Annotated in this window: 16 protein-coding genes; 7 read left to right on the top strand and 9 right to left on the bottom strand. The window is 70.7% G+C overall.

What is annotated here, in order from left to right:
• From ACFVT5_RS31640 to ACFVT5_RS31665, 6 genes are all read right to left on the bottom strand, one after another.
• Positions 1-258 (bottom strand): LacI family DNA-binding transcriptional regulator (locus tag ACFVT5_RS31640; RefSeq protein WP_389895063.1); only part of this gene is annotated, 258 nt, incomplete at its 3' end.
• A gap of 83 nt (positions 259-341) precedes the next feature.
• Positions 342-662 (bottom strand): L-rhamnose mutarotase, encoded by a 321-nt coding sequence (locus ACFVT5_RS31645; protein ID WP_389895065.1) that lies wholly within the window; start codon positions 660-662, stop codon positions 342-344.
• Positions 663-688: 26 nt separating this feature from the next.
• On the bottom strand, positions 689-1,771 hold the full coding sequence (gene rhaS, locus ACFVT5_RS31650) for a rhamnose ABC transporter substrate-binding protein (protein WP_389895067.1): 1,083 nt from the start codon (positions 1,769-1,771) through the stop codon (positions 689-691).
• A gap of 79 nt (positions 1,772-1,850) precedes the next feature.
• Positions 1,851-2,891: an ABC transporter permease gene (locus ACFVT5_RS31655; RefSeq protein WP_389895069.1), complete on the bottom strand. Its 1,041-nt coding sequence runs from the start codon at positions 2,889-2,891 to the stop codon at positions 1,851-1,853.
• On the bottom strand, positions 2,884-3,924 hold the full coding sequence (locus ACFVT5_RS31660; RefSeq protein ID WP_389895071.1) for an ABC transporter permease: 1,041 nt from the start codon (positions 3,922-3,924) through the stop codon (positions 2,884-2,886). Before ACFVT5_RS31660 ends, ACFVT5_RS31655 begins: the two co-directional genes overlap by 8 nt.
• A complete protein-coding gene (locus tag ACFVT5_RS31665) occupies positions 3,921-5,444 on the bottom strand; it encodes a sugar ABC transporter ATP-binding protein (protein WP_389895073.1) in 1,524 nt (507 codons plus the stop codon). The genes ACFVT5_RS31660 and ACFVT5_RS31665 overlap by 4 nt, the downstream gene beginning before the upstream one ends.
• Before the next feature lie 197 nt (positions 5,445-5,641).
• Between ACFVT5_RS31665 and rhaI the strand changes: the two genes are divergently transcribed.
• From rhaI to ACFVT5_RS31700, 7 genes are all read left to right on the top strand, one after another.
• On the top strand, positions 5,642-6,811 hold the full coding sequence (gene rhaI, locus ACFVT5_RS31670) for an L-rhamnose isomerase (protein ID WP_389895075.1): 1,170 nt from the start codon (positions 5,642-5,644) through the stop codon (positions 6,809-6,811).
• A 41-nt stretch (positions 6,812-6,852) separates the two neighbouring features.
• A complete protein-coding gene (locus ACFVT5_RS31675) occupies positions 6,853-8,898 on the top strand; it encodes a bifunctional aldolase/short-chain dehydrogenase (RefSeq protein WP_389895077.1) in 2,046 nt (681 codons plus the stop codon).
• Positions 8,895-10,382 (top strand): rhamnulokinase family protein, encoded by a 1,488-nt coding sequence (locus ACFVT5_RS31680; RefSeq protein ID WP_389895079.1) that lies wholly within the window; start codon positions 8,895-8,897, stop codon positions 10,380-10,382. The genes ACFVT5_RS31675 and ACFVT5_RS31680 overlap by 4 nt, the downstream gene beginning before the upstream one ends.
• 435 nt (positions 10,383-10,817) lie before the next feature.
• Positions 10,818-11,573 (top strand): (Fe-S)-binding protein, encoded by a 756-nt coding sequence (locus ACFVT5_RS31685; RefSeq protein WP_389895081.1) that lies wholly within the window; start codon positions 10,818-10,820, stop codon positions 11,571-11,573.
• A complete protein-coding gene (locus ACFVT5_RS31690) occupies positions 11,570-13,057 on the top strand; it encodes a LutB/LldF family L-lactate oxidation iron-sulfur protein (protein WP_389895083.1) in 1,488 nt (495 codons plus the stop codon). The genes ACFVT5_RS31685 and ACFVT5_RS31690 overlap by 4 nt, the downstream gene beginning before the upstream one ends.
• Positions 13,054-13,701: a lactate utilization protein C gene (locus ACFVT5_RS31695; protein ID WP_389895085.1), complete on the top strand. Its 648-nt coding sequence runs from the start codon at positions 13,054-13,056 to the stop codon at positions 13,699-13,701. Before ACFVT5_RS31690 ends, ACFVT5_RS31695 begins: the two co-directional genes overlap by 4 nt.
• A gap of 22 nt (positions 13,702-13,723) precedes the next feature.
• The gene (locus ACFVT5_RS31700; RefSeq protein WP_389895087.1) at positions 13,724-14,887 is read left to right on the top strand and encodes an ABC transporter ATP-binding protein; all 1,164 of its coding nucleotides are present in this window, start codon (positions 13,724-13,726) and stop codon (positions 14,885-14,887) included.
• 4 nt (positions 14,888-14,891) lie between these two features.
• Here the strand turns inward: ACFVT5_RS31700 and ACFVT5_RS31705 are convergent, their stop codons facing one another.
• The 3 genes from ACFVT5_RS31705 to ACFVT5_RS31715 are packed head-to-tail and all read right to left on the bottom strand — an operon-like array spanning position 14,892 to position 17,184.
• A complete protein-coding gene (locus ACFVT5_RS31705; protein ID WP_389895089.1) occupies positions 14,892-15,833 on the bottom strand; it encodes an ABC transporter substrate-binding protein in 942 nt (313 codons plus the stop codon).
• Entirely contained in the window at positions 15,830-16,507 is a 678-nt protein-coding gene (locus tag ACFVT5_RS31710) for an ABC transporter permease (protein ID WP_389895091.1), read from the bottom strand. Before ACFVT5_RS31710 ends, ACFVT5_RS31705 begins: the two co-directional genes overlap by 4 nt.
• Positions 16,504-17,184 carry an ABC transporter permease gene (locus tag ACFVT5_RS31715; RefSeq protein WP_389895093.1) on the bottom strand — a complete coding sequence of 227 codons (681 nt, stop codon included), beginning with the start codon at positions 17,182-17,184 and terminating at the stop codon, positions 16,504-16,506. The genes ACFVT5_RS31710 and ACFVT5_RS31715 overlap by 4 nt, the downstream gene beginning before the upstream one ends.
• Positions 17,185-17,284: the final 100 nt, after the last annotated feature.

Genomic DNA, 17,284 nt, shown 5'->3' on the forward strand with positions numbered 1-17,284 from the left:
GCGTTCGGCGCCGCGCGCCACGTCCACGAAGAAGGGGTTGCCCATGTCGAGGACGAGGAGGGACATGATCCGGCTGCGTCCGGCACGCAGTTGACGCGCCGACTCGCTGCGTACGTATCCGAGCCGCTCTATGACGGACAGGACCCGGCGCCGGGTCTCCTCGGAGACCATGTCGGGCCGGTTGATCACATTCGACACGGTGCCGACGGACACCCCGGCGTGCTTCGCCACGTCCTTGATGCCGACCATGTGTGCCACGTGCTCCGTCCTGCCGCGAGGGCGGCCCGCTCCGGGCCGAGTGTGTCAGGGTATGCCGCCCCGGGCACCTCCGGGGCGGCATGTCATCCGAGGTGGAACACCTCTTCGAGGGGACGCATGGCGGCATCCGGTGCGGAGCCGTCGAGCGCCTCGAAGAATTCGGCCATCTCGCGCTGCCAGCGGGCGTTGACGTCGGTCGCGTCCATGGCGGCGCGGGCGCGGTCGAAGTCCTCGGTCTCCAGATAGCCGACGAGCAGCCCGTCGTCCCGCAGGAAGAGCGAGTAGTTGCCCCACCCGGCTCCGCTGAGCGCGTCGAGCATGGCGGGCCACACATCGGCGTGGCGCTCCCGGTACTCCTCGACGCGGTCGGCGCGGACCTTCAGCAGGAAACAGACGCGCTGCACGGCTTGGCCTCTCGGAACGTGAACGCTCAGAACTTGAACTGGTCGATGTTGTCCTTGGTGAACACCGTCGGCGCGCCCAGATCGATGACGCCCTTGTCGCCGATGGTGAAGCTGCCGAGGTCACCGGCCTTGAAGGTCTCGCCCTTGGCACCCGTGATCTGCCCGGACTTCAGCGCGACGGCGGCGTGCGCGGCGAGGGCGCCGAGCTTCGCCGGGTCCCACAGCTCGAAGCCCTCGACGGTGCCGTTCTTGACGTACTGGCGCATGTCGTTGGGCGTACCGAGACCGGTCAGCTTGACCTTGCCCTTGTACTTGGAGCCCGCCAGGTACTGGGCCGCCGCCTTGATGCCGACGGTGGTGGGCGAGATGATCCCGGCGAGCTTCGGGAACTCCTGGAGAAGGCCCTGCGTCTGCTGGAAGGACTGCTGGGCGTCGTCGTTGCCGTAGGCGGTCTTGACCAGCTTCATGTCCTTGTACTGGGGCTTCTTCAGCTCGTCCTTCATGAACTCGATCCAGGTGTTCTGGTTCGTCGCCGTCTGCGCGGCGGACAGGATCGCGATCTCGCCCTTGTAGCCGAGCTGCTTGCCGAGCAGTTCCACCTGGGTGCGGCCCAGGGCCTCGGCGCTGGCCTGCGAGACGAACACGTCACGGCACTCGGGGTTGGTGTCCGAGTCGTAGGTGACGACCTTGATGCCGTTCTTCATGGCCTGCTTGAGCGCGGTGCACAGGGCGCCGGGGTCCTGCGCGGACACGGCCATCGCGTCGACCTGCTGCTGGGTGAGCGTGTTGACGTAGGAGACCTGGCCCGAGGTGTCCGTAGCGCTGTTGGGGCCCGTCTCCTTGTAGGTGGAGCCGAGGTCCTTCAGCGCCTGCTCGCCGCCCTTGTCGGCGACCGTGAAGTACGGGTTGTTGACCTGCTTGGGCAGGAAGGCGACCGTCAGGCCCTTCTTGGTGGCCGCGTTCGGGTCGGCCTTCACATCGGACGTCTTGGCGGTGTCCTCCCCCTTGGAGGAGTTCTTGGTGGTGCCGCCGCACGCGGTGGCGGCGAGGGCGAGGGAGGTCACCGCGGCGAGCGCCGCGCAGGAGCGGCGGAGAGCGGGAGAGAACATCGTCGGTCCCTTTCGAACTGTGCGTTGAGGGTGGTGGCAGGGCAGGGGGGCTACGGGTGACGCGGGTGGTGCCGTGGGGTCAGGGGACGGGAGCGGTGGCCTGGTGGCCCTCTCCCTTGACGGGGCCGCCGCCGGCCCTGCGGCCGGCGCGTGCCGTGCTGATCTGCCGGGCGACGCGCGGCCCGAGGACCGAGACGACGAGCAGGACGCCGGTGACGACGATCTGCGACTGGGCGGAGACGTTGAGCAGGCTCATAGCGTTCTGGAGGGCGCCGAGGAGGAACACTCCGGCGATGGCGCCGCCGAGCGTGCCCTTGCCGCCGTCGAAGTCGATGCCGCCGAGCAGGACGGCCGCGACGACGGACAGTTCGAGCCCGGTGGCGTTGTCGTAGCGGGCCGAGGCGTAGTGCAGGGCCCAGAAGACGCCGGTGAGCGAGGCCATCAGCCCGGTGGCGACGAACAGCCACAGCTTGTGCCGCTTGACGCGGATCCCGGCGAACCGGGCGGCCTCCTCGTTGGCGCCGATGGCGAACAGGGAGCGGCCGAACGGCGTGGCGTGCAGCACGACCACGGCGATGGCGAGCAGCACCAGGAAGGGCAGCAGGGCGTACGGGAGGAAGGTGTCCCCGATCCGGCCCGCCGCGAAGTCCAGGTACTGGGTGGGGAAGTCGGTGACCGCGTCGGAGCCGAGGACGATCTGCGCGATGCCCCGGTAGGCGGCCATGGTGCCGATGGTGACGGCGAGCGAGGGCAGCCCGAGGCGGGTCACCAGGAGGCCGTTGACCAGGCCGCAGACCACGCCGAGCAGCAGACAGATCGGGATGATCGTCTCGATGGACAGGCCCGCGTTCCACAGGGAGCCCATGACGGCGCCGGAGAGTCCGGCCGTGGAGGCGACGGACAGGTCGATCTCGCCGGAGACCACGAGCAGCGTCATCGGCAGGGCGATCAGCGCGATCGGCAGGGTGTTGCCGATGAGGAACGACAGGTTGAGCGCGTTCCCGAAGCCGTCCACGAAGGAGAACGACATCAGGAGCAGTACCACCAGGAGGACCCCGACGGCCGTGTCCCAGCGCAGTGGGAGGGAACGGCGGGCGAGCGGCGCTGAGGTGTCAGCCATGGCGGGCGTTCCTCTTCTTCAGGGCCTTGGCGACGCGCAGGGCGACGATCCGGTCGACGGCGATGGCGAGTACGAGCAGCACACCGTTGATGGCGAGGACCCAGACCGAGCTGACGCCGAGCGCGGGCAGCACGCTGTTGATCGAGGTCAGCAGGAGGGCGCCGAGCGCGGCCCCGTAGACGCTGCCGGAGCCGCCGGTGAAGACGACACCGCCGACGACGACGGCGCTGACGACGGTCAGTTCGTAGCCGGTGCCGGTCGAGGAGTCGACGTTCCCGAAGCGGGCGAGGTAGAGGGCGCCCGCGAGTCCGGCGAGCGCGCCGCAGGCCGTGTAGGCGGCGAGGATGCGCTTGCGGACGGGGATACCCGCGAGGCGCGCGGCCTCCGGGTTGGAGCCCAGCGCGTACAGCTCGCGTCCGCCGCCGAACTGCCGCAGGTAGTACGCGGTGGCGGCGACGACGGCCGCGGCGATGAGTGCGAGATAGGGCACCGCGGAGATCCCGCCGGAGCCGAAGTCGACGAAGCCGCCGGGCAGGTCGGACGCGGTGATCTGGCGGGAGCCGACCCAGATCGAGTCGATGCCCCGGATGATGTAGAGGGTGCCGAGGGTGACGACGAGGGCGGGGACCTGGCCGAGGCTGACGAGCGCGCCGTTCAGGAGGCCGCAGCCGATGCCGAGCGCGACGGCGATGACGATCGCGACGACGCCGTTGCCGCCGCCCTGGAGGTAGGTGCCCGCGGCGAAGGCGCTGATACCGAGTGTGGAGCCGACGGACAGGTCGACGTTCTTGGTGATCACCACGAGGGCCTGCCCGGTGGCGACCAGGACCAGGATGGTGGCGTTGAGGAGCAGGTCCTTGATGCCCTGCTCGGACAGGAATTCGCTGTTGCCGGCCTGGGTGACGCCGATCATCACCAGGAAGACCAGCAGGATGGCGAGTTCCCGCATCTTGAAGACCCGGTCCACGAGCCGGGTACCGCCGGCCTTCTCGGGGTCGACGGCGGGCGCCGCGGGGCGTTCGGTGACGGTCACGCGGCCCTCCCGTGGTCGCGTCCGGTGGCAGCGGCCATGACGGACTCCTCGGTGGCGTCGGCGCGGGGTATCTCGGCGGTGAGGCGGCCCTCGTGCATGACGAGGACGCGGTCGGCCATGCCGAGGATCTCGGGCAGGTCGGAGGAGATCATCAGGACGGCGACGCCGTCGGCGGCCAGGCCCGACAGGAGCCGGTGCACCTCGGCCTTGGTGCCGACGTCGATGCCGCGCGTGGGCTCGTCCACGATCAGGACCGTGGGTCCGGTGGCCAGCCACTTGGCGAGGACGACCTTCTGCTGATTACCGCCGGACAGGGTGCCGACGGCGTCCGCGATGCGGGCGTACTTGACCTGGAGGCGCACCGCCCAGTCCAGGGAGCGGCTGCGTTCGGCGCGGCGGTCCATGAGGCCCGCGCGGACGGTGCTGCGCAGCCCGGTGAGCCCGATGTTCCGCTCGATGGACATGTCCATCACGAGGCCCTGGGCGCGCCGGTCCTCGGGGACGAGGGCGAGCCCCGCGGCCATCGCGGTGCTGGGCGCGCCGTTGACGAGCGGGCGGCCGTCGACCTCGACGGTGCCGGCGTCCCAGCGGTCGACGCCGAAGACGGCCCGCGCGACCTCGCTGCGCCCGGCGCCGACGAGTCCCGCGAGCCCGACGATCTCGCCGCGCCGCACCTCGAACGACACATCCGTGAAGACGCCCTCACGGGTCAACCGGCGCACGCTCAGGGCGACTTCACCGATCTCGGTGGCCTGCTTGGGGTACAGCTCGTCCAGCTCGCGGCCGACCATGCGGCGTACGAGATCGTCCTCGGTGAGCCCGTCCAGGGGCTCGCTGGCGATCAGGGCGCCGTCGCGTAGCGTGGTGACGCGCTGGCACAGCTCGAAGATCTCCTCCAGACGGTGCGAGATGAACAGCACCGCCGCGCCCTGGGCGCGCAGGGTCCGTACGACGCCGAAGAGGCGGGCGACCTCGCTGCCGGTGAGGGCGGCGGTCGGCTCGTCCATGATCAGGACGCGGGCGTCGAACGAGAGGGCCTTGGCGATCTCGACGATCTGCTGGTCGGCGATGGACAGTCCGCGCGCGGGCTGCTCCGGGTCCAGGTCGACGCCGAGCCGCGCGAAGAGGGCGGCAGCGGCGGCGCGTACGGCCTTGTGGTCGACGCGGCCCAGGGAGCGGCGGGGCTGGCGGCCCATGAAGATGTTCTCGGCGACGGACAGGTCCGGGAAGAGCGTCGGCTCCTGGTAGATCACGGCGATTCCGGCGTCGCGGGCGTCGGCGGGGCCGTGCAGGACGGCCGGCTCGCCGTCGAGCAGGACGGTGCCGGTGTCCGGGCGGTACACGCCGGCCAGGGTCTTGATGAGTGTCGACTTGCCGGCGCCGTTCTCACCCGCGAGGGCGTGTGCCTCCCCCGCGTACAGCCGCAGGGACACGTCCCGGAGCGCGCGCACGGCGCCGAAGGATTTGCTCACCCCCCGGAGCGCGAGGACCGGAGCGGTGTCCGGTTCCGACTGGGTCATGAGGCTGCTCCCGCTGACGAAGAGATGAAATGTTTCAATCGAGTTGCCGGGAAGCTAACCGTGGGCCGGAACCACGTCAAGGGGTTCCGCTCGCCAAATTCCAGAAAGACCGCAAGTGCGGGCTGGGGTCTTGACGTCGGGGCCGAGTCGCGCAAGGGTGCCGGTTGTTCGATTGAATCGTTTTCAGAGGTGGCCTCATGCCAGACCTGTCGGCCGTGAAGTCGGCGCTCGCGACCCAGCGGATCGAGACACCCTCCTGGGCGTACGGGAACTCCGGCACCCGGTTCAAGGTGTTCACGCAGCCCGGGGTTCCGCGCGACCCACGCGAGAAGCTCGACGACGCGGCCCGTGTCCACGAGTTCACCGGCGTGGCGCCGAGCGTGGCGCTGCACATCCCGTGGGACCGATTGGAGAGCGAGGACAGTTACGGCGCGCTCGCCGCGTACGCGGCCGACCGCGGCCTGCGGCTCGGCGCGATCAACTCCAATGTGTTCCAGGACGACGACTACAAGCTGGGCTCGGTCACCAACCCCGACCCGGCGATCCGGCGCAAGGCGCTCGGGCATCTCCTGGAGTGCGTCGACGTCATGGACGCCACGGGCTCGCGCGATCTCAAGCTGTGGTTCTCGGACGGCACCAACTATCCGGGCCAGGACGACCTCCGCGACCGTCAGGACCGGCTCGCCGAGGCACTCGCCGCGGTCTACGAGCGGCTGGGTGAGGGGCAGCGGATGCTCCTGGAGTACAAGCTCTTCGAGCCCGCGTTCTACGCCACCGACGTGCCCGACTGGGGCACGGCGTACGCGCACTGCCTCAAACTCGGCCCGAAGGCGCAGGTCGTCGTGGACACCGGGCACCACGCGCCCGGCACCAACATCGAGTTCATCGTGGCGACGCTGCTGCGCGAGGGCAAGCTCGGCGCCTTCGACTTCAACTCCCGCTTCTACGCGGACGACGACCTGATGGTCGGCGCCGCCGATCCCTTCCAGCTGTTCCGGATCATGTACGAGGTGGTGCGCGGCGGCGGGTTCACCGACGACACCGCCTTCATGCTCGATCAGTGCCACAACATCGAGGCAAAGATCCCCGCGATCATCCGCTCGGTGATGAACGTCCAGGAGGCGACCGCGAAGGCGCTGCTCGTGGACGCGGACGCGCTGCGCGACGCGCAGTCGACCGGCGACGTGCTGGCCGCGAACGCGGTGGTGATGGACGCGTACAACACCGATGTCCGGCCGCTGCTCGCCGAACTGCGCGAGGAGTCGGGGCTGGCCCCCGACCCGATGGCCGCCTATCGGGCGTCGGGCTGGCAGGAGCGGATCGTGGCGGAGCGGGTCGGCGGCGAGCAGGCCGGATGGGGAGCGTGAGCGGGATGACGGGGAGCGGAACGGCAGGGAGTGACAGCGGGATGACGAAGCGTCAGAATCCAGTGCCGGGTGAGCTGTTGGACCGCTCGCACCGGCTCGGGGCGGACCCCCGCAACACCAACTACGCGGGCGGCAACACCTCCGCGAAGGGCTCCGAGCCCGACCCGGTCACAGGCACCGACATCGACCTGATGTGGGTCAAGGGCTCCGGCGGCGACCTCGGCACACTCACCGAGGCGGGTCTCGCCGTGCTGCGTCTGGACCGGCTGCGCGCCCTGAAGGACGTGTACCCGGGTGTGGCGCGTGAGGACGAAATGGTCGCGGCCTTCGACTACTGCCTGCACGGCAAGGGCGGCGCCGCTCCCTCCATCGACACGGCGATGCACGGCCTGGTGGACGCCGCGCATGTCGACCATCTGCATCCCGACTCCGGTATCGCGCTGGCCTGCGCGGCCGACGGCGAGCGGCTGACCGCCGAGTGCTTCGGCGACACCGTGGTGTGGGTGCCCTGGCGCCGCCCCGGCTTCCAACTCGGCCTGGACATCGCCGCGGTGAAGGAGGCTCACCCCGAGGCGATCGGCTGTGTGCTCGGCGGTCATGGCATCACCGCCTGGGGCGACACCTCCGCCGCGTGCGAGCGTAACGCCCTGCACATCATCCGCACCGCCGAGACGTTCCTCGCCGAGCGAGGCAGGCCGGAGCCGTTCGGCCCGGTCGTCGCGGGGTACGAGCCGCTGCCCGATGACGAGCGCCGGGCACGGGCCGCCGCGCTCGGGCCCGTGGTCCGGGGTCTCGCCTCGCAGGACAGGCCGCAGGTCGGCCACTTCACGGACTCCGACGTGGTCCTCGACTTCGTCGCGCGCGCCGAACACCCGCGCCTCGCGGCCCTCGGCACCTCCTGCCCCGACCACTTCCTGCGCACCAAGGTCAGGCCGCTGGTCCTGGATCTGCCGCCGACGGCGCCCCTGGAGGAGACGGTCGCACGGCTGCGGGAACTGCACGAGGAGTACCGGACGGAGTACGCCGCCTACTACTCGCGGCACGCCGACGCGGACTCGCCCGCGATGCGCGGCGCCGACCCGGCGATCGTCCTGGTGCCGGGCGTCGGCATGTTCAGCTTCGGCAAGGACAAGCAGACCGCGCGGGTCGCCGGTGAGTTCTACGTCAACGCGATCAACGTGATGCGGGGCGCCGAGGCCGTGTCCTCGTACGCGCCGATCGAGGAGTCGGAGAAGTTCCGTATCGAGTACTGGGCCCTGGAGGAGGCGAAGCTGCGGCGGATGCCGGCGCCGCGTCCGCTGGCCACCCGGGTGGCGCTGGTGACCGGGGCGGGCTCCGGGATCGGGCGGGCCATCGCGCACCGGCTGGTCGCGGAGGGCGCGTGTGTCGTCGTCGCCGACCGGGACGCGGCGACCGCCGAGAGTGTCGCGAAGGAACTGGGCGGCCCGGACAAGGCGGTGGCCGTCACGGTCGATGTGACGAGCGAGGACGAGATCGCGGCGGCGTTCCGTACCGCGCTGCTCGCCTTCGGCGGGGTCGACCTGGTCGTGAACAACGCCGGAATCTCCATCTCCAAGCCGCTGTTGGAGACGACCGCGCGGGACTGGGACCTCCAGCACGACATCATGGCGCGCGGTTCGTTCCTGGTGTCCCGGGAGGCCGCGCGGATCATGTGCGCCCAGGGCATGGGCGGCGACCTGGTGTACATCGCATCGAAGAACGCGGTGTTCGCCGGGCCCAACAACATCGCCTACTCTGCGACCAAGGCGGACCAGGCCCATCAAGTACGCCTGCTCGCGGCCGAGTTGGGAGAGCACGGCATCCGGGTCAACGGTGTCAACCCGGACGGTGTGGTGCGCGGCTCCGGCATCTTCGCCGGCGGCTGGGGCGCGCAGCGCGCCGCGGTGTACGGCGTGCAGGAGGACCAGCTCGGCGAGTTCTACGCCCGGCGCACCCTGCTGAAGCGCGAGGTGCTGCCGGAGCACGTGGCCAACGCGGTGTTCGCGCTGACCGGCGGCGACCTGTCGCACACGACGGGCCTGCACGTCCCGGTCGACGCGGGTGTGGCCGCCGCGTTCCTGCGATGACGGCTCAGCCACCGACCCGCACCACGAAGCCGGCCGCCGCATCGGCGGCCGGCACCTTCGCCGCCGTGGACCTCGGGGCGTCCAGCGGCCGGGTGATCGTCGGCCGGGTGGGGCCCGGGACACTGCGGCTCACCGAGGCCCACCGGTTCCGCAACCGGCCCGTACGCGTCGCCGAGGGACTGCGGTGGGACGTGCTCGGGCTGTACGCGGGTGTCCTCGACGGGCTGCGCGCGGCGGGCCAGGTCGACTCGGTCGGCGTGGACAGCTGGGCCGTCGACTACGGCCTGCTGGACGCCGACGGCGCCCTGCTCGGCAATCCGGTGCACTACCGCGACGCCCGCACCGAGGGCGTCGCCGAGCAGGTGTGGGCGACGGTCCCGGCGGCCGAGCTGTATGCCGCGACAGGCATCCAGTACGTGCCCTTCAACACCGTGTACCAGTTGGCGGCGGCTCGTGGAACCCGTCAACTGGCCGCCGCCGAAAGCCTGTTGCTGATCCCCGACCTGATCACGTACTGGCTGACCGGCGAGGCGGGCACCGAGCTGACCAACGCGTCGACGACCCAGCTGATCGACCCGCGCACCCGCGACTGGGCGCACGGCGTCGCGGCCCGACTCGGCGTCGACCTCGGCCTGTTCCCGCCGCTGCGGCAGCCGGGCGAACGGGCCGGGCTGCTGCTCCCCCGCGTCCTCCAGGAGACCGGGCTCGACGGGCCGGTCGCCGTGACGACGGTCGCCTCGCACGACACGGCGTCCGCCGTCGCCGCCGTCCCGGCCGCCGACGGTGAGCGCTTCGCGTACATCTGCACCGGCACCTGGTCCCTCGCGGGCCTGGAGCTGGACGCGCCCGTGCTGACCGAGGCGAGCCGGGCCGCCAACTTCACCAATGAGCTGGGGATCGACGGCACGGTCCGCTATCTGCGCAACATCATGGGCCTGTGGCTGCTCCAGGAGTGCCTGCGGGAGTGGGGCGAACCGGAGTTGGCGCCACTGCTGCGGGCCGCGGCGGACATACCGGCACTCCGCTCCGTCGTGGACGCCGGGGATCCCGGTTTCCTGGCACCCGGCCGCATGCCGGAACGGATCGCGGAGGCGTGCCGCGCGTCGGGACAGCCGGTGCCGGACGGCCCGGCCGAGACGACCCGGTGCATCCTCGACTCACTCGCCCTCGCGCATCGCCGCGCGGTCGAGGAGGCCCAGTCGCTCGCCGGCCACCCGGTCGACGTGGTGCACATCGTCGGCGGCGGCGCCCGTAACGCACTCCTGTGCCAACTCACCGCCGACGCCTGCGGATTGCCGGTGGTAGCGGGCCCGGCCGAGGCCGCCGCACTCGGCAACGTCCTCGTCCAGGCCCGCACCCACGGCACCCTGAGCCCGGACCGCACGACACTGAGACAACTCGTAGCCGACACCCAGGAGGTACACCGCTACGAGCCAAGGAACACCAGGACCCACTGGCAAGAGGCGGAATCCCGAATCACCTGACCAAAAAGGGCAGGCACCGAAAGAACGACCGACGCCCCGCACCCGCACACCACAAGGCCGCCGTGGACGCCACCGCGCACCCGCACACGACAAGCCCAGAAACCGGCAGCCGCCGACGCACCACCGCCCACCACAAGGCCAGAAACGGGCAGCCGACGACGCACGCCCGCCCACCACATGGGCGGGCGGGTGGGATCACCCCGCTCCGAGGAGAGGAGCCGCTACGACCCGAAGGGCGGCACCGGCCGCCGGGCACGCGGCAGCGTCCCTCGTCAGCCGACCAGAGGCACGCGGCCGACGACGCAGCGTCACACACCACACGGGCGGGCGGGTGGGATCACCCCGCACCAAGGAGACGGCACCCCAGATCTCCCGGTCAGCCCGCCGCAAGGCGTACTCTGCATCCATCCGATGACTGATGAGGAGGAACCAGCGATGCGTGTCGCCCTGTTCCTGACCTGTGTCAACGACACGCTCTATCCCGATACGGGCCGTGCCGTGGTGAAACTGCTGGCCAGACTGGGGGTCGAGGTCGAGTTCCCGAGTGCCCAGACCTGCTGCGGACAGGCCCACTACAACACGGGTTATCGGCATCAGGCGGAGCCCATGGCCCGTCATTTCTCCGATGTTTTCGGTGAATACGACGCGATCGTGACTCCGTCGGGTTCCTGCGGGGCGATGGTGCGGGAGCTGTATCCGAGGCTGGGCGAGCGGGCCCGCGCGGAGGGCCGGGGCGACACCCTGGCGACGGCACTGGCCCCGGTGGTGCCGAAGACGTACGAGTTGACGGAGTTCCTGGTGGACGTCCTGGGCGTGACGGACGTGGGCGCGTGCTACCCGCACACGGTCACGTACCACCCGACCTGTCACGGGCTGCGCTCGCTCGGCCTCGGGGACCGTCCGACGCGGCTACTGCGGGCGGTGAAGGGACTGGAACTCCTGGAGCTGCCCGGCGCCGACGAGTGCTGTGGCTTCGGCGGCACCTTCGCCATGAAGAACTCCGATGTCTCCGCCGCGATGGGCGCCGACAAGGTGCGCAACGCCGCCTCCACGGGCGCCGATGTGCTGTGCGCCGCGGACAACTCCTGCCTCATGCACATCGGCGGCACCATGACCCGGCTGCACACGGCCCAACGCCCCGTCCACATCGCGGAGATCCTGGCGAGCACGGAAGAGGAGCCCCTGGCATGAGCGGGACCTTCGTCGGGATGCCGGCGTTCCCGGTGGCCGCGCACGACGCCGTACGCGACGAGACGCTGCGCGGCAATCTGCGGCACGCCACCCACACCATCCGCGACAAGCGGGCCCGCGCGGTCGCCGAACTCGACGACTGGGACCGGCTGCGCGAGGCGGGCAAGCAGATCAAGGACCACACGCTCCGCCATCTCGACCGGTATCTCGTCCAGTTGGAGGAGTCGGTGACCCGCGCGGGCGGCGTCGTGCACTGGGCGGCCGACGCGGACGAGGCGAACCGGATCGTCACCCGCCTGGTCAAGGAGACCGGCGAGAGCGAGGTCGTGAAGGTCAAGTCGATGGCCACGCAGGAGATCGGCCTCAACGAGGCGCTGGAGGCCGAGGGCATCCACGCGTACGAGACGGACCTCGCGGAGCTGATCGTGCAGCTCGGCAAGGACCGCCCGTCGCACATCCTGGTTCCCGCGATCCACCGCAACCGTGGCGAGATCCGGGACATCTTCGCGCGCGAGATGGGCGCGTGGGGCCGCCCGGCGCCGGACGGTCTCACGGACACGCCGGCCGAGCTGGCGGAGGCCGCGCGGCTGCATCTGCGGGAGAAGTTCCTGCGCGCCAAGGTCGGCATCTCCGGCGCCAACTTCATGGTCGCCGAGACGGGCACCCTGGTCGTGGTGGAGTCCGAGGGCAACGGCCGGATGTGCCTGACGCTCCCCGAGACACTGATCTCCGTCGTCGGCATCGAGAAGATCGTGCCGACCTGGCGCGACCTGGAGGTCTTCCTCCAGACCCTCCCCCGCTCCTCGACCGCCGAGCGGATGAACCCGTACACCTCGATGTGGACCGGCACCACGGACGCCGGGACCGCCGACGGGCCGCGCGTCTTCCATCTCGTGCTCCTCGACAACGGCCGCACCGACACCCTCGCCGACGAGGTCGGCCGCCAGGCCCTGCGCTGCATCCGCTGCTCGGCGTGTCTCAATGTGTGCCCGGTGTACGAGCGGGCGGGCGGCCACGCGTACGGCTCGGTGTACCCCGGGCCCATCGGGGCGATCCTCAGCCCCCAACTCCGGGGCACGGCAAGCGAGATCGACGCGTCGCTGCCGTACGCGTCCTCACTGTGCGGCGCCTGCTACGAGGTGTGCCCGGTCGCCATCGACATCCCCGAGGTGCTGGTACGACTGCGGGAGCGGGTCGTCCAGGGCGGTCCGGTGACGCTGCACGGCGCCAAGGTCACGCTGAAGCCGGCGAAGGGCCACGCGGCCGAGCGGGCCGCGATGCGCGCCGCGGGCTGGACCTTCGACCATCCGGGCGCCCTGCGCGCGGGCCAGCGCCTGGCCTCACGTACCCGCCGCTTCCATCCGCGACGGCTGCCCGGTCCCGGCAAGGCGTGGAGCGCGACCCGCGATCTGCCGAAGGTGCCGCCCGAGTCGTTCCGCGACTGGTGGCGACGGACCGACGGCGGAAAGAAGGAGACGCGATGAGCAGCAGGGACCTGATCCTCGGCCGGGTACGCCGCGCCCTCGCCGACGCCCCGCCCGACGCGACCCCGTACGAGGAGGCGGTCGACCGGAGCTATCTGCGGGAGCACGGGCGGCGGACGCCCGCCCAGACCGTCGATCTGCTCGCCGAGAACCTGGCGGACTACCGGGCGATCGTGCACCGCGTGGACGCCGGGGAGCTGCCGATGCTGATCATGCGGCTGCTGGCCGAGCGGGGTTCGGCGTCCGTCCTCGTACCGCCGGGACTGCCGCAGGGGTGGATGGCCGCCGCCGATCCGACCCTGGTGCACGACCGGGCGGTCAGTACCGCACGGTCCCTTGACGAGGTCGACAGCGTGGTCACGGGCTGCGCGCTCGCGATCGCCGAGACCGGCACGATCGTCCTGGACGGCGGTCCCGATCAGGGCCGCCGCAGGATCACCCTGATCCCCGACCACCACATCTGTGTCGTACGGGTCCCGGACCAGGTGGTCGCTTCGGTGCCGGCCGCGATGGAGCGGATCGACCCGGTCCGGCCGCTCACCTGGATCTCGGGCCCGTCGGCGACCAGCGACATCGAACTCGACCGGGTCGAGGGCGTGCACGGTCCGCGCACCCTGGAGGTGGTGCTGGTGAGCGGCGACTGACGGACCCGGCTAGCGTGAGGTCATGATCCGGTTCGAGCAGGTGAGCAAGCGCTATCCGGACGGCACGACCGCCGTGGACGACCTCTCCTTCGAGGTCGGCGAGGGTGAGCTGGTCACACTGGTCGGCCCCTCCGGCTGCGGCAAGACGACCACCATGATGATGGTGAACCGTCTCATCGAGCCGACCGGCGGCCGGATCTTCGTGGACGGCGAGGACATCGCGAAGGTCGACCCGGTCCGGCTGCGCCGCCGTATCGGCTACGTCATCCAGCAGGTGGGCCTCTTCCCGCACCGGACCGTCCTCGACAACACCGCGACGGTGCCCTCGCTCGTCGGCTGGAAGAAGGCGAAGGCCAGGGCGCGGGCCGCCGAACTCCTCGACCTGGTCGGCCTGGACCCCAAGACGTTCGGGTCCCGCTACCCCGACCAGCTTTCCGGCGGCCAGCAGCAGCGGGTCGGTGTGGCGCGGGCGCTCGCCGCCGATCCGCCGGTGCTGCTGATGGACGAGCCGTTCGGCGCGGTCGACCCCGTGGTGCGGGAGCAGTTGCAGGACGAGTTCCTGCGGATGCAGGCCGCCGTACGCAAGACGGTTCTGCTGGTCACTCACGACATCGAGGAGGCCGTCCGGCTCGGCGACCGCATCGCCGTGTACGGGCAGGGCCGTATCGAGCAGTACGACACACCGGGCGCCGTACTCGGGAACCCGGCGACCCCGTACGTCGCCGGGTTCGTGGGCGCCGACCGGGGTCTCAAACGCCTGTCGGTGACCGAGATCGAGCCGGCCGACCTGGAGCAGCCGTCCGTCCTCCGGGTCGACGCGTCCGCCGCCGACGCCGTCGCGCGACTGCGGGAAGAGCATGCGCGCTGGGCGGTGGTCCTCGACGAGCACGGCGATCTGCACGGCTGGGTCGGCATCGACGAGGTGACCCTCGCTGGGCCCGACGGCACGGTCGGCGAACTGGCGCACCGGATGAACGCGTGGGTTCCCGTGGGGGCGCCGCTCAAGCAGGCGTTCGGGGTGATGTTGCAGCATGACGCCGGGTGGGTCGCCGTGATCGACGGCGCGCGCTTTCTCGGGGTCCTGACTCCGGCGAAGTTGCATGAGGCGTTGCGGCGGTCGGTGGACGCGGACGCACAGGGCGTTTCCCGGGACGAGGTCCGATTCGACTCGGTGTCAGATGCGTAGCTGGTCAGATCAAGCCCTTGTTCTTCAAATACGTGCGGGCCACGTCCTCCGGTAGGCGGCGCCAGCTGTCGATCTGTTCGTTCAGGGAGGCCAGGTCCTGGGTGGTGAGGACCTTGTTGAGGGTGTCGAGGGTGCTGGTGACCCGTTCGCTGCCCGCGCGGGAGCGGTTGACGACGGGGACGATGTAGTCCGCGTTCTGGAGGTGCTTGTCGTCGGCGAGCAGGACCAGGTCGAAATCCGAGAGCGTGGCGTCGGTGGTCGTGGTGAGCACCATCTGGTCCTGGCCGCGCTGCACGGCCTGCTTCGCCTGGGTGGTACCGACGCCCTTCGGGTCGATCCCGGTGATGTCGATGCCGTACACCTTCCTCAGGCCCGGCTCGCAGTAAGGGCGCTGCACGCATTCGTCGCCCGCCGCGAGCCGCACCTTGAGGCCGGACTTCCCCAGGTCGCTGAGGGTTTTGAGGTGGTGCTGCTCGGCGTAGGAGGCGGCCACGGCGAAGGCGTTCTGGTCGACGGCACGGCCCGGGTCGAGGACGGTCAGGCCCCGGGGCGTGGCGAGCTTACGCAGGGCGGTCATCGTGGTGTTCAGGTCGGGTGAGCCGACCGGCGCCGCGTGGGGTCCGTTGGTCTTGGTGTTGAGCCAGTCCGCGAAGGTGGCGGCGTACTCCGGGACGACGTCGATCTGCCCGGATTCCAGGGCGGGTTCGTAGAGTTCGCGGTTGGACACGGTCAGCAGGTCGGTGCGGTAGCCGGCCTTGCCGAGGAGCAGCGCGTACATCTGCGCGAGGACGTCACTCTCGGTGAATCCGGCGGATCCGATGGTCAGATGCTTGCTGTCGCCGGGCGGGGCGGTGACGTTGCCTCGGGTCTCCAGGGACGGTCCGGTGGCGCAGCCGCAGGCCAGGCAGAGGAGTGCGGCCAGCGGAGCCACCGCGCGGCGCTTCATCCGGCCCTGCTGCGGCGGACCAGGCCGGGTACGACCCGCTCGGTGATCTCGAAGACCGCCTCGACGAGCAGGGCGAACACGGCGACGAGGAACGCGCCCGCGACCACCTGCGGCGTACTGGCCAGATTGAACCCGGCCGTGATGATCCGGCCCAGTCCGCCGCCGCCCGCCAGCGCGGCGATGGTGGCCGTCGCGACGAGTTGCACGGCGGCGATGCGGACGCCGTTGAGTACGAGCGGCATCGCGAGGGGAAGTTCGACGCGCCACAGCATCTGCCCGCCGGTCATGCCCATCCCGCGCGCGGCACCGACCACGCTGCGGTCGACCTCGCGCATGCCGACGTACGCGTTGGTGAGCAGAGGGGGTACGGCGAACAGGACCAGGGCGACGACGGTGGGCCCTTCGCCGTACTGCCCGAGCGGGGTGAGGAGCAGCAGTACGAGGACGGCGAAGGTGGGTACGGCCCGGCCGATGTTGGAGATGTTCACGGCGAGCGCGCCGCCCTTGCCGAGATGGCCGAGGACCAGGGCGACGGGCAGGGCGATGAGGCAGCTGATGATCAGGCAGACGACGGTGAGTACGAGGTGTTGGACCAGCCGGTGCCAGATGCCGTCGTCGCCGGCCCAGTGCGCGGGGTCGGTGAGCCAGTGCCAGGCGTCGGTCACGGTCGTCACGCGCGGGCCGCCCTCGTCCAGGGGGTGAGGAGGCGCTGTACGCCGAGCAGCACCAGGTCGGCCACCACGGCGATGATCACGCACAGGACGGACGCGGTGAGGACCTGGGCCTTGAAGTAGGTGTTCATGCCCGCGTAGATGAGGTTGCCGAGCCCGCCGAAGCCGACGATCGCGCCGACGGTGACCAGGGAGACGGCGGAGACGGTGGCGATCCGCAGTCCGGCCATGGCGGCGGGCAGGGCGAGGGGCAGTTCCACGGTGAGCAGCATCCTGACGGGCCCGTATCCCATGCCGCGGGCGGCCTGCCGGGTGTCCTCGGGGACGGCGCGCAGGCCGGCGAGGATGTTCCGCACCAGCAGGGTCAGCGAGTACAGCACGAGGCCCGCGACGACGAGCGACGCGGAGAGACCGTACGCCGGCAGCAGCAGCGAGAACATCGCGAGCGAGGGGATCGTGTAGAGGATCGTCGTGATCGCGAGGACCGGTCCGGCGGCCCACCCCCAGCGGCGCGCGGCGACGGCCAGCGGTACCGCGAGGACGAGGGCGATCAGCACGGCGAGGAACGTGAGCTGGAGATGCTGGACGACGGCGTCCGCGAGGATGTTGCGGCGGGTGGTCAGATACGCGCCGCAGATCCAGTCATTGCGCGCGAGGCAGTCGTCCGGGGGCGCGGTCACCCGTCCATTGCACCGGGTGGCGACGGGGGACGGCGCGTTGTGGTGACCCGTACGGGCGGTTTCCCGGCCGGCAAGGCAGGGATGGCACCGTTGTCAGCGA

This window comes from Streptomyces sp. NPDC058001 (genome assembly GCF_042886315.1).
Lineage (GTDB): Bacteria > Actinomycetota > Actinomycetes > Streptomycetales > Streptomycetaceae > Streptomyces.

Excerpts from the sequence above, each read along its gene's own strand:
- rhaS (WP_389895067.1), bottom strand. The coding sequence starts at position 1,771 with ATGTTCTCTCCCGCTCTCCGCCGCTCCTGCGCGGCGCTCGCCGCGGTG.
- ACFVT5_RS31690 (WP_389895083.1), top strand. The coding sequence starts at position 11,570 with ATGAGCGGGACCTTCGTCGGGATGCCGGCGTTCCCGGTGGCCGCGCAC.
- ACFVT5_RS31705 (WP_389895089.1), bottom strand. The coding sequence starts at position 15,833 with ATGAAGCGCCGCGCGGTGGCTCCGCTGGCCGCACTCCTCTGCCTGGCC.
- ACFVT5_RS31700 (WP_389895087.1), top strand. The coding sequence starts at position 13,724 with ATGATCCGGTTCGAGCAGGTGAGCAAGCGCTATCCGGACGGCACGACC.
- ACFVT5_RS31655 (WP_389895069.1), bottom strand. The coding sequence starts at position 2,891 with ATGGCTGACACCTCAGCGCCGCTCGCCCGCCGTTCCCTCCCACTGCGC.
- ACFVT5_RS31685 (WP_389895081.1), top strand. The coding sequence starts at position 10,818 with ATGCGTGTCGCCCTGTTCCTGACCTGTGTCAACGACACGCTCTATCCC.
- rhaI (WP_389895075.1), top strand. The coding sequence starts at position 5,642 with ATGCCAGACCTGTCGGCCGTGAAGTCGGCGCTCGCGACCCAGCGGATC.
- ACFVT5_RS31680 (WP_389895079.1), top strand. The coding sequence starts at position 8,895 with ATGACGGCTCAGCCACCGACCCGCACCACGAAGCCGGCCGCCGCATCG.
- ACFVT5_RS31695 (WP_389895085.1), top strand. The coding sequence starts at position 13,054 with ATGAGCAGCAGGGACCTGATCCTCGGCCGGGTACGCCGCGCCCTCGCC.
- ACFVT5_RS31665 (WP_389895073.1), bottom strand. The coding sequence starts at position 5,444 with ATGACCCAGTCGGAACCGGACACCGCTCCGGTCCTCGCGCTCCGGGGG.
- ACFVT5_RS31675 (WP_389895077.1), top strand. The coding sequence starts at position 6,853 with ATGACGAAGCGTCAGAATCCAGTGCCGGGTGAGCTGTTGGACCGCTCG.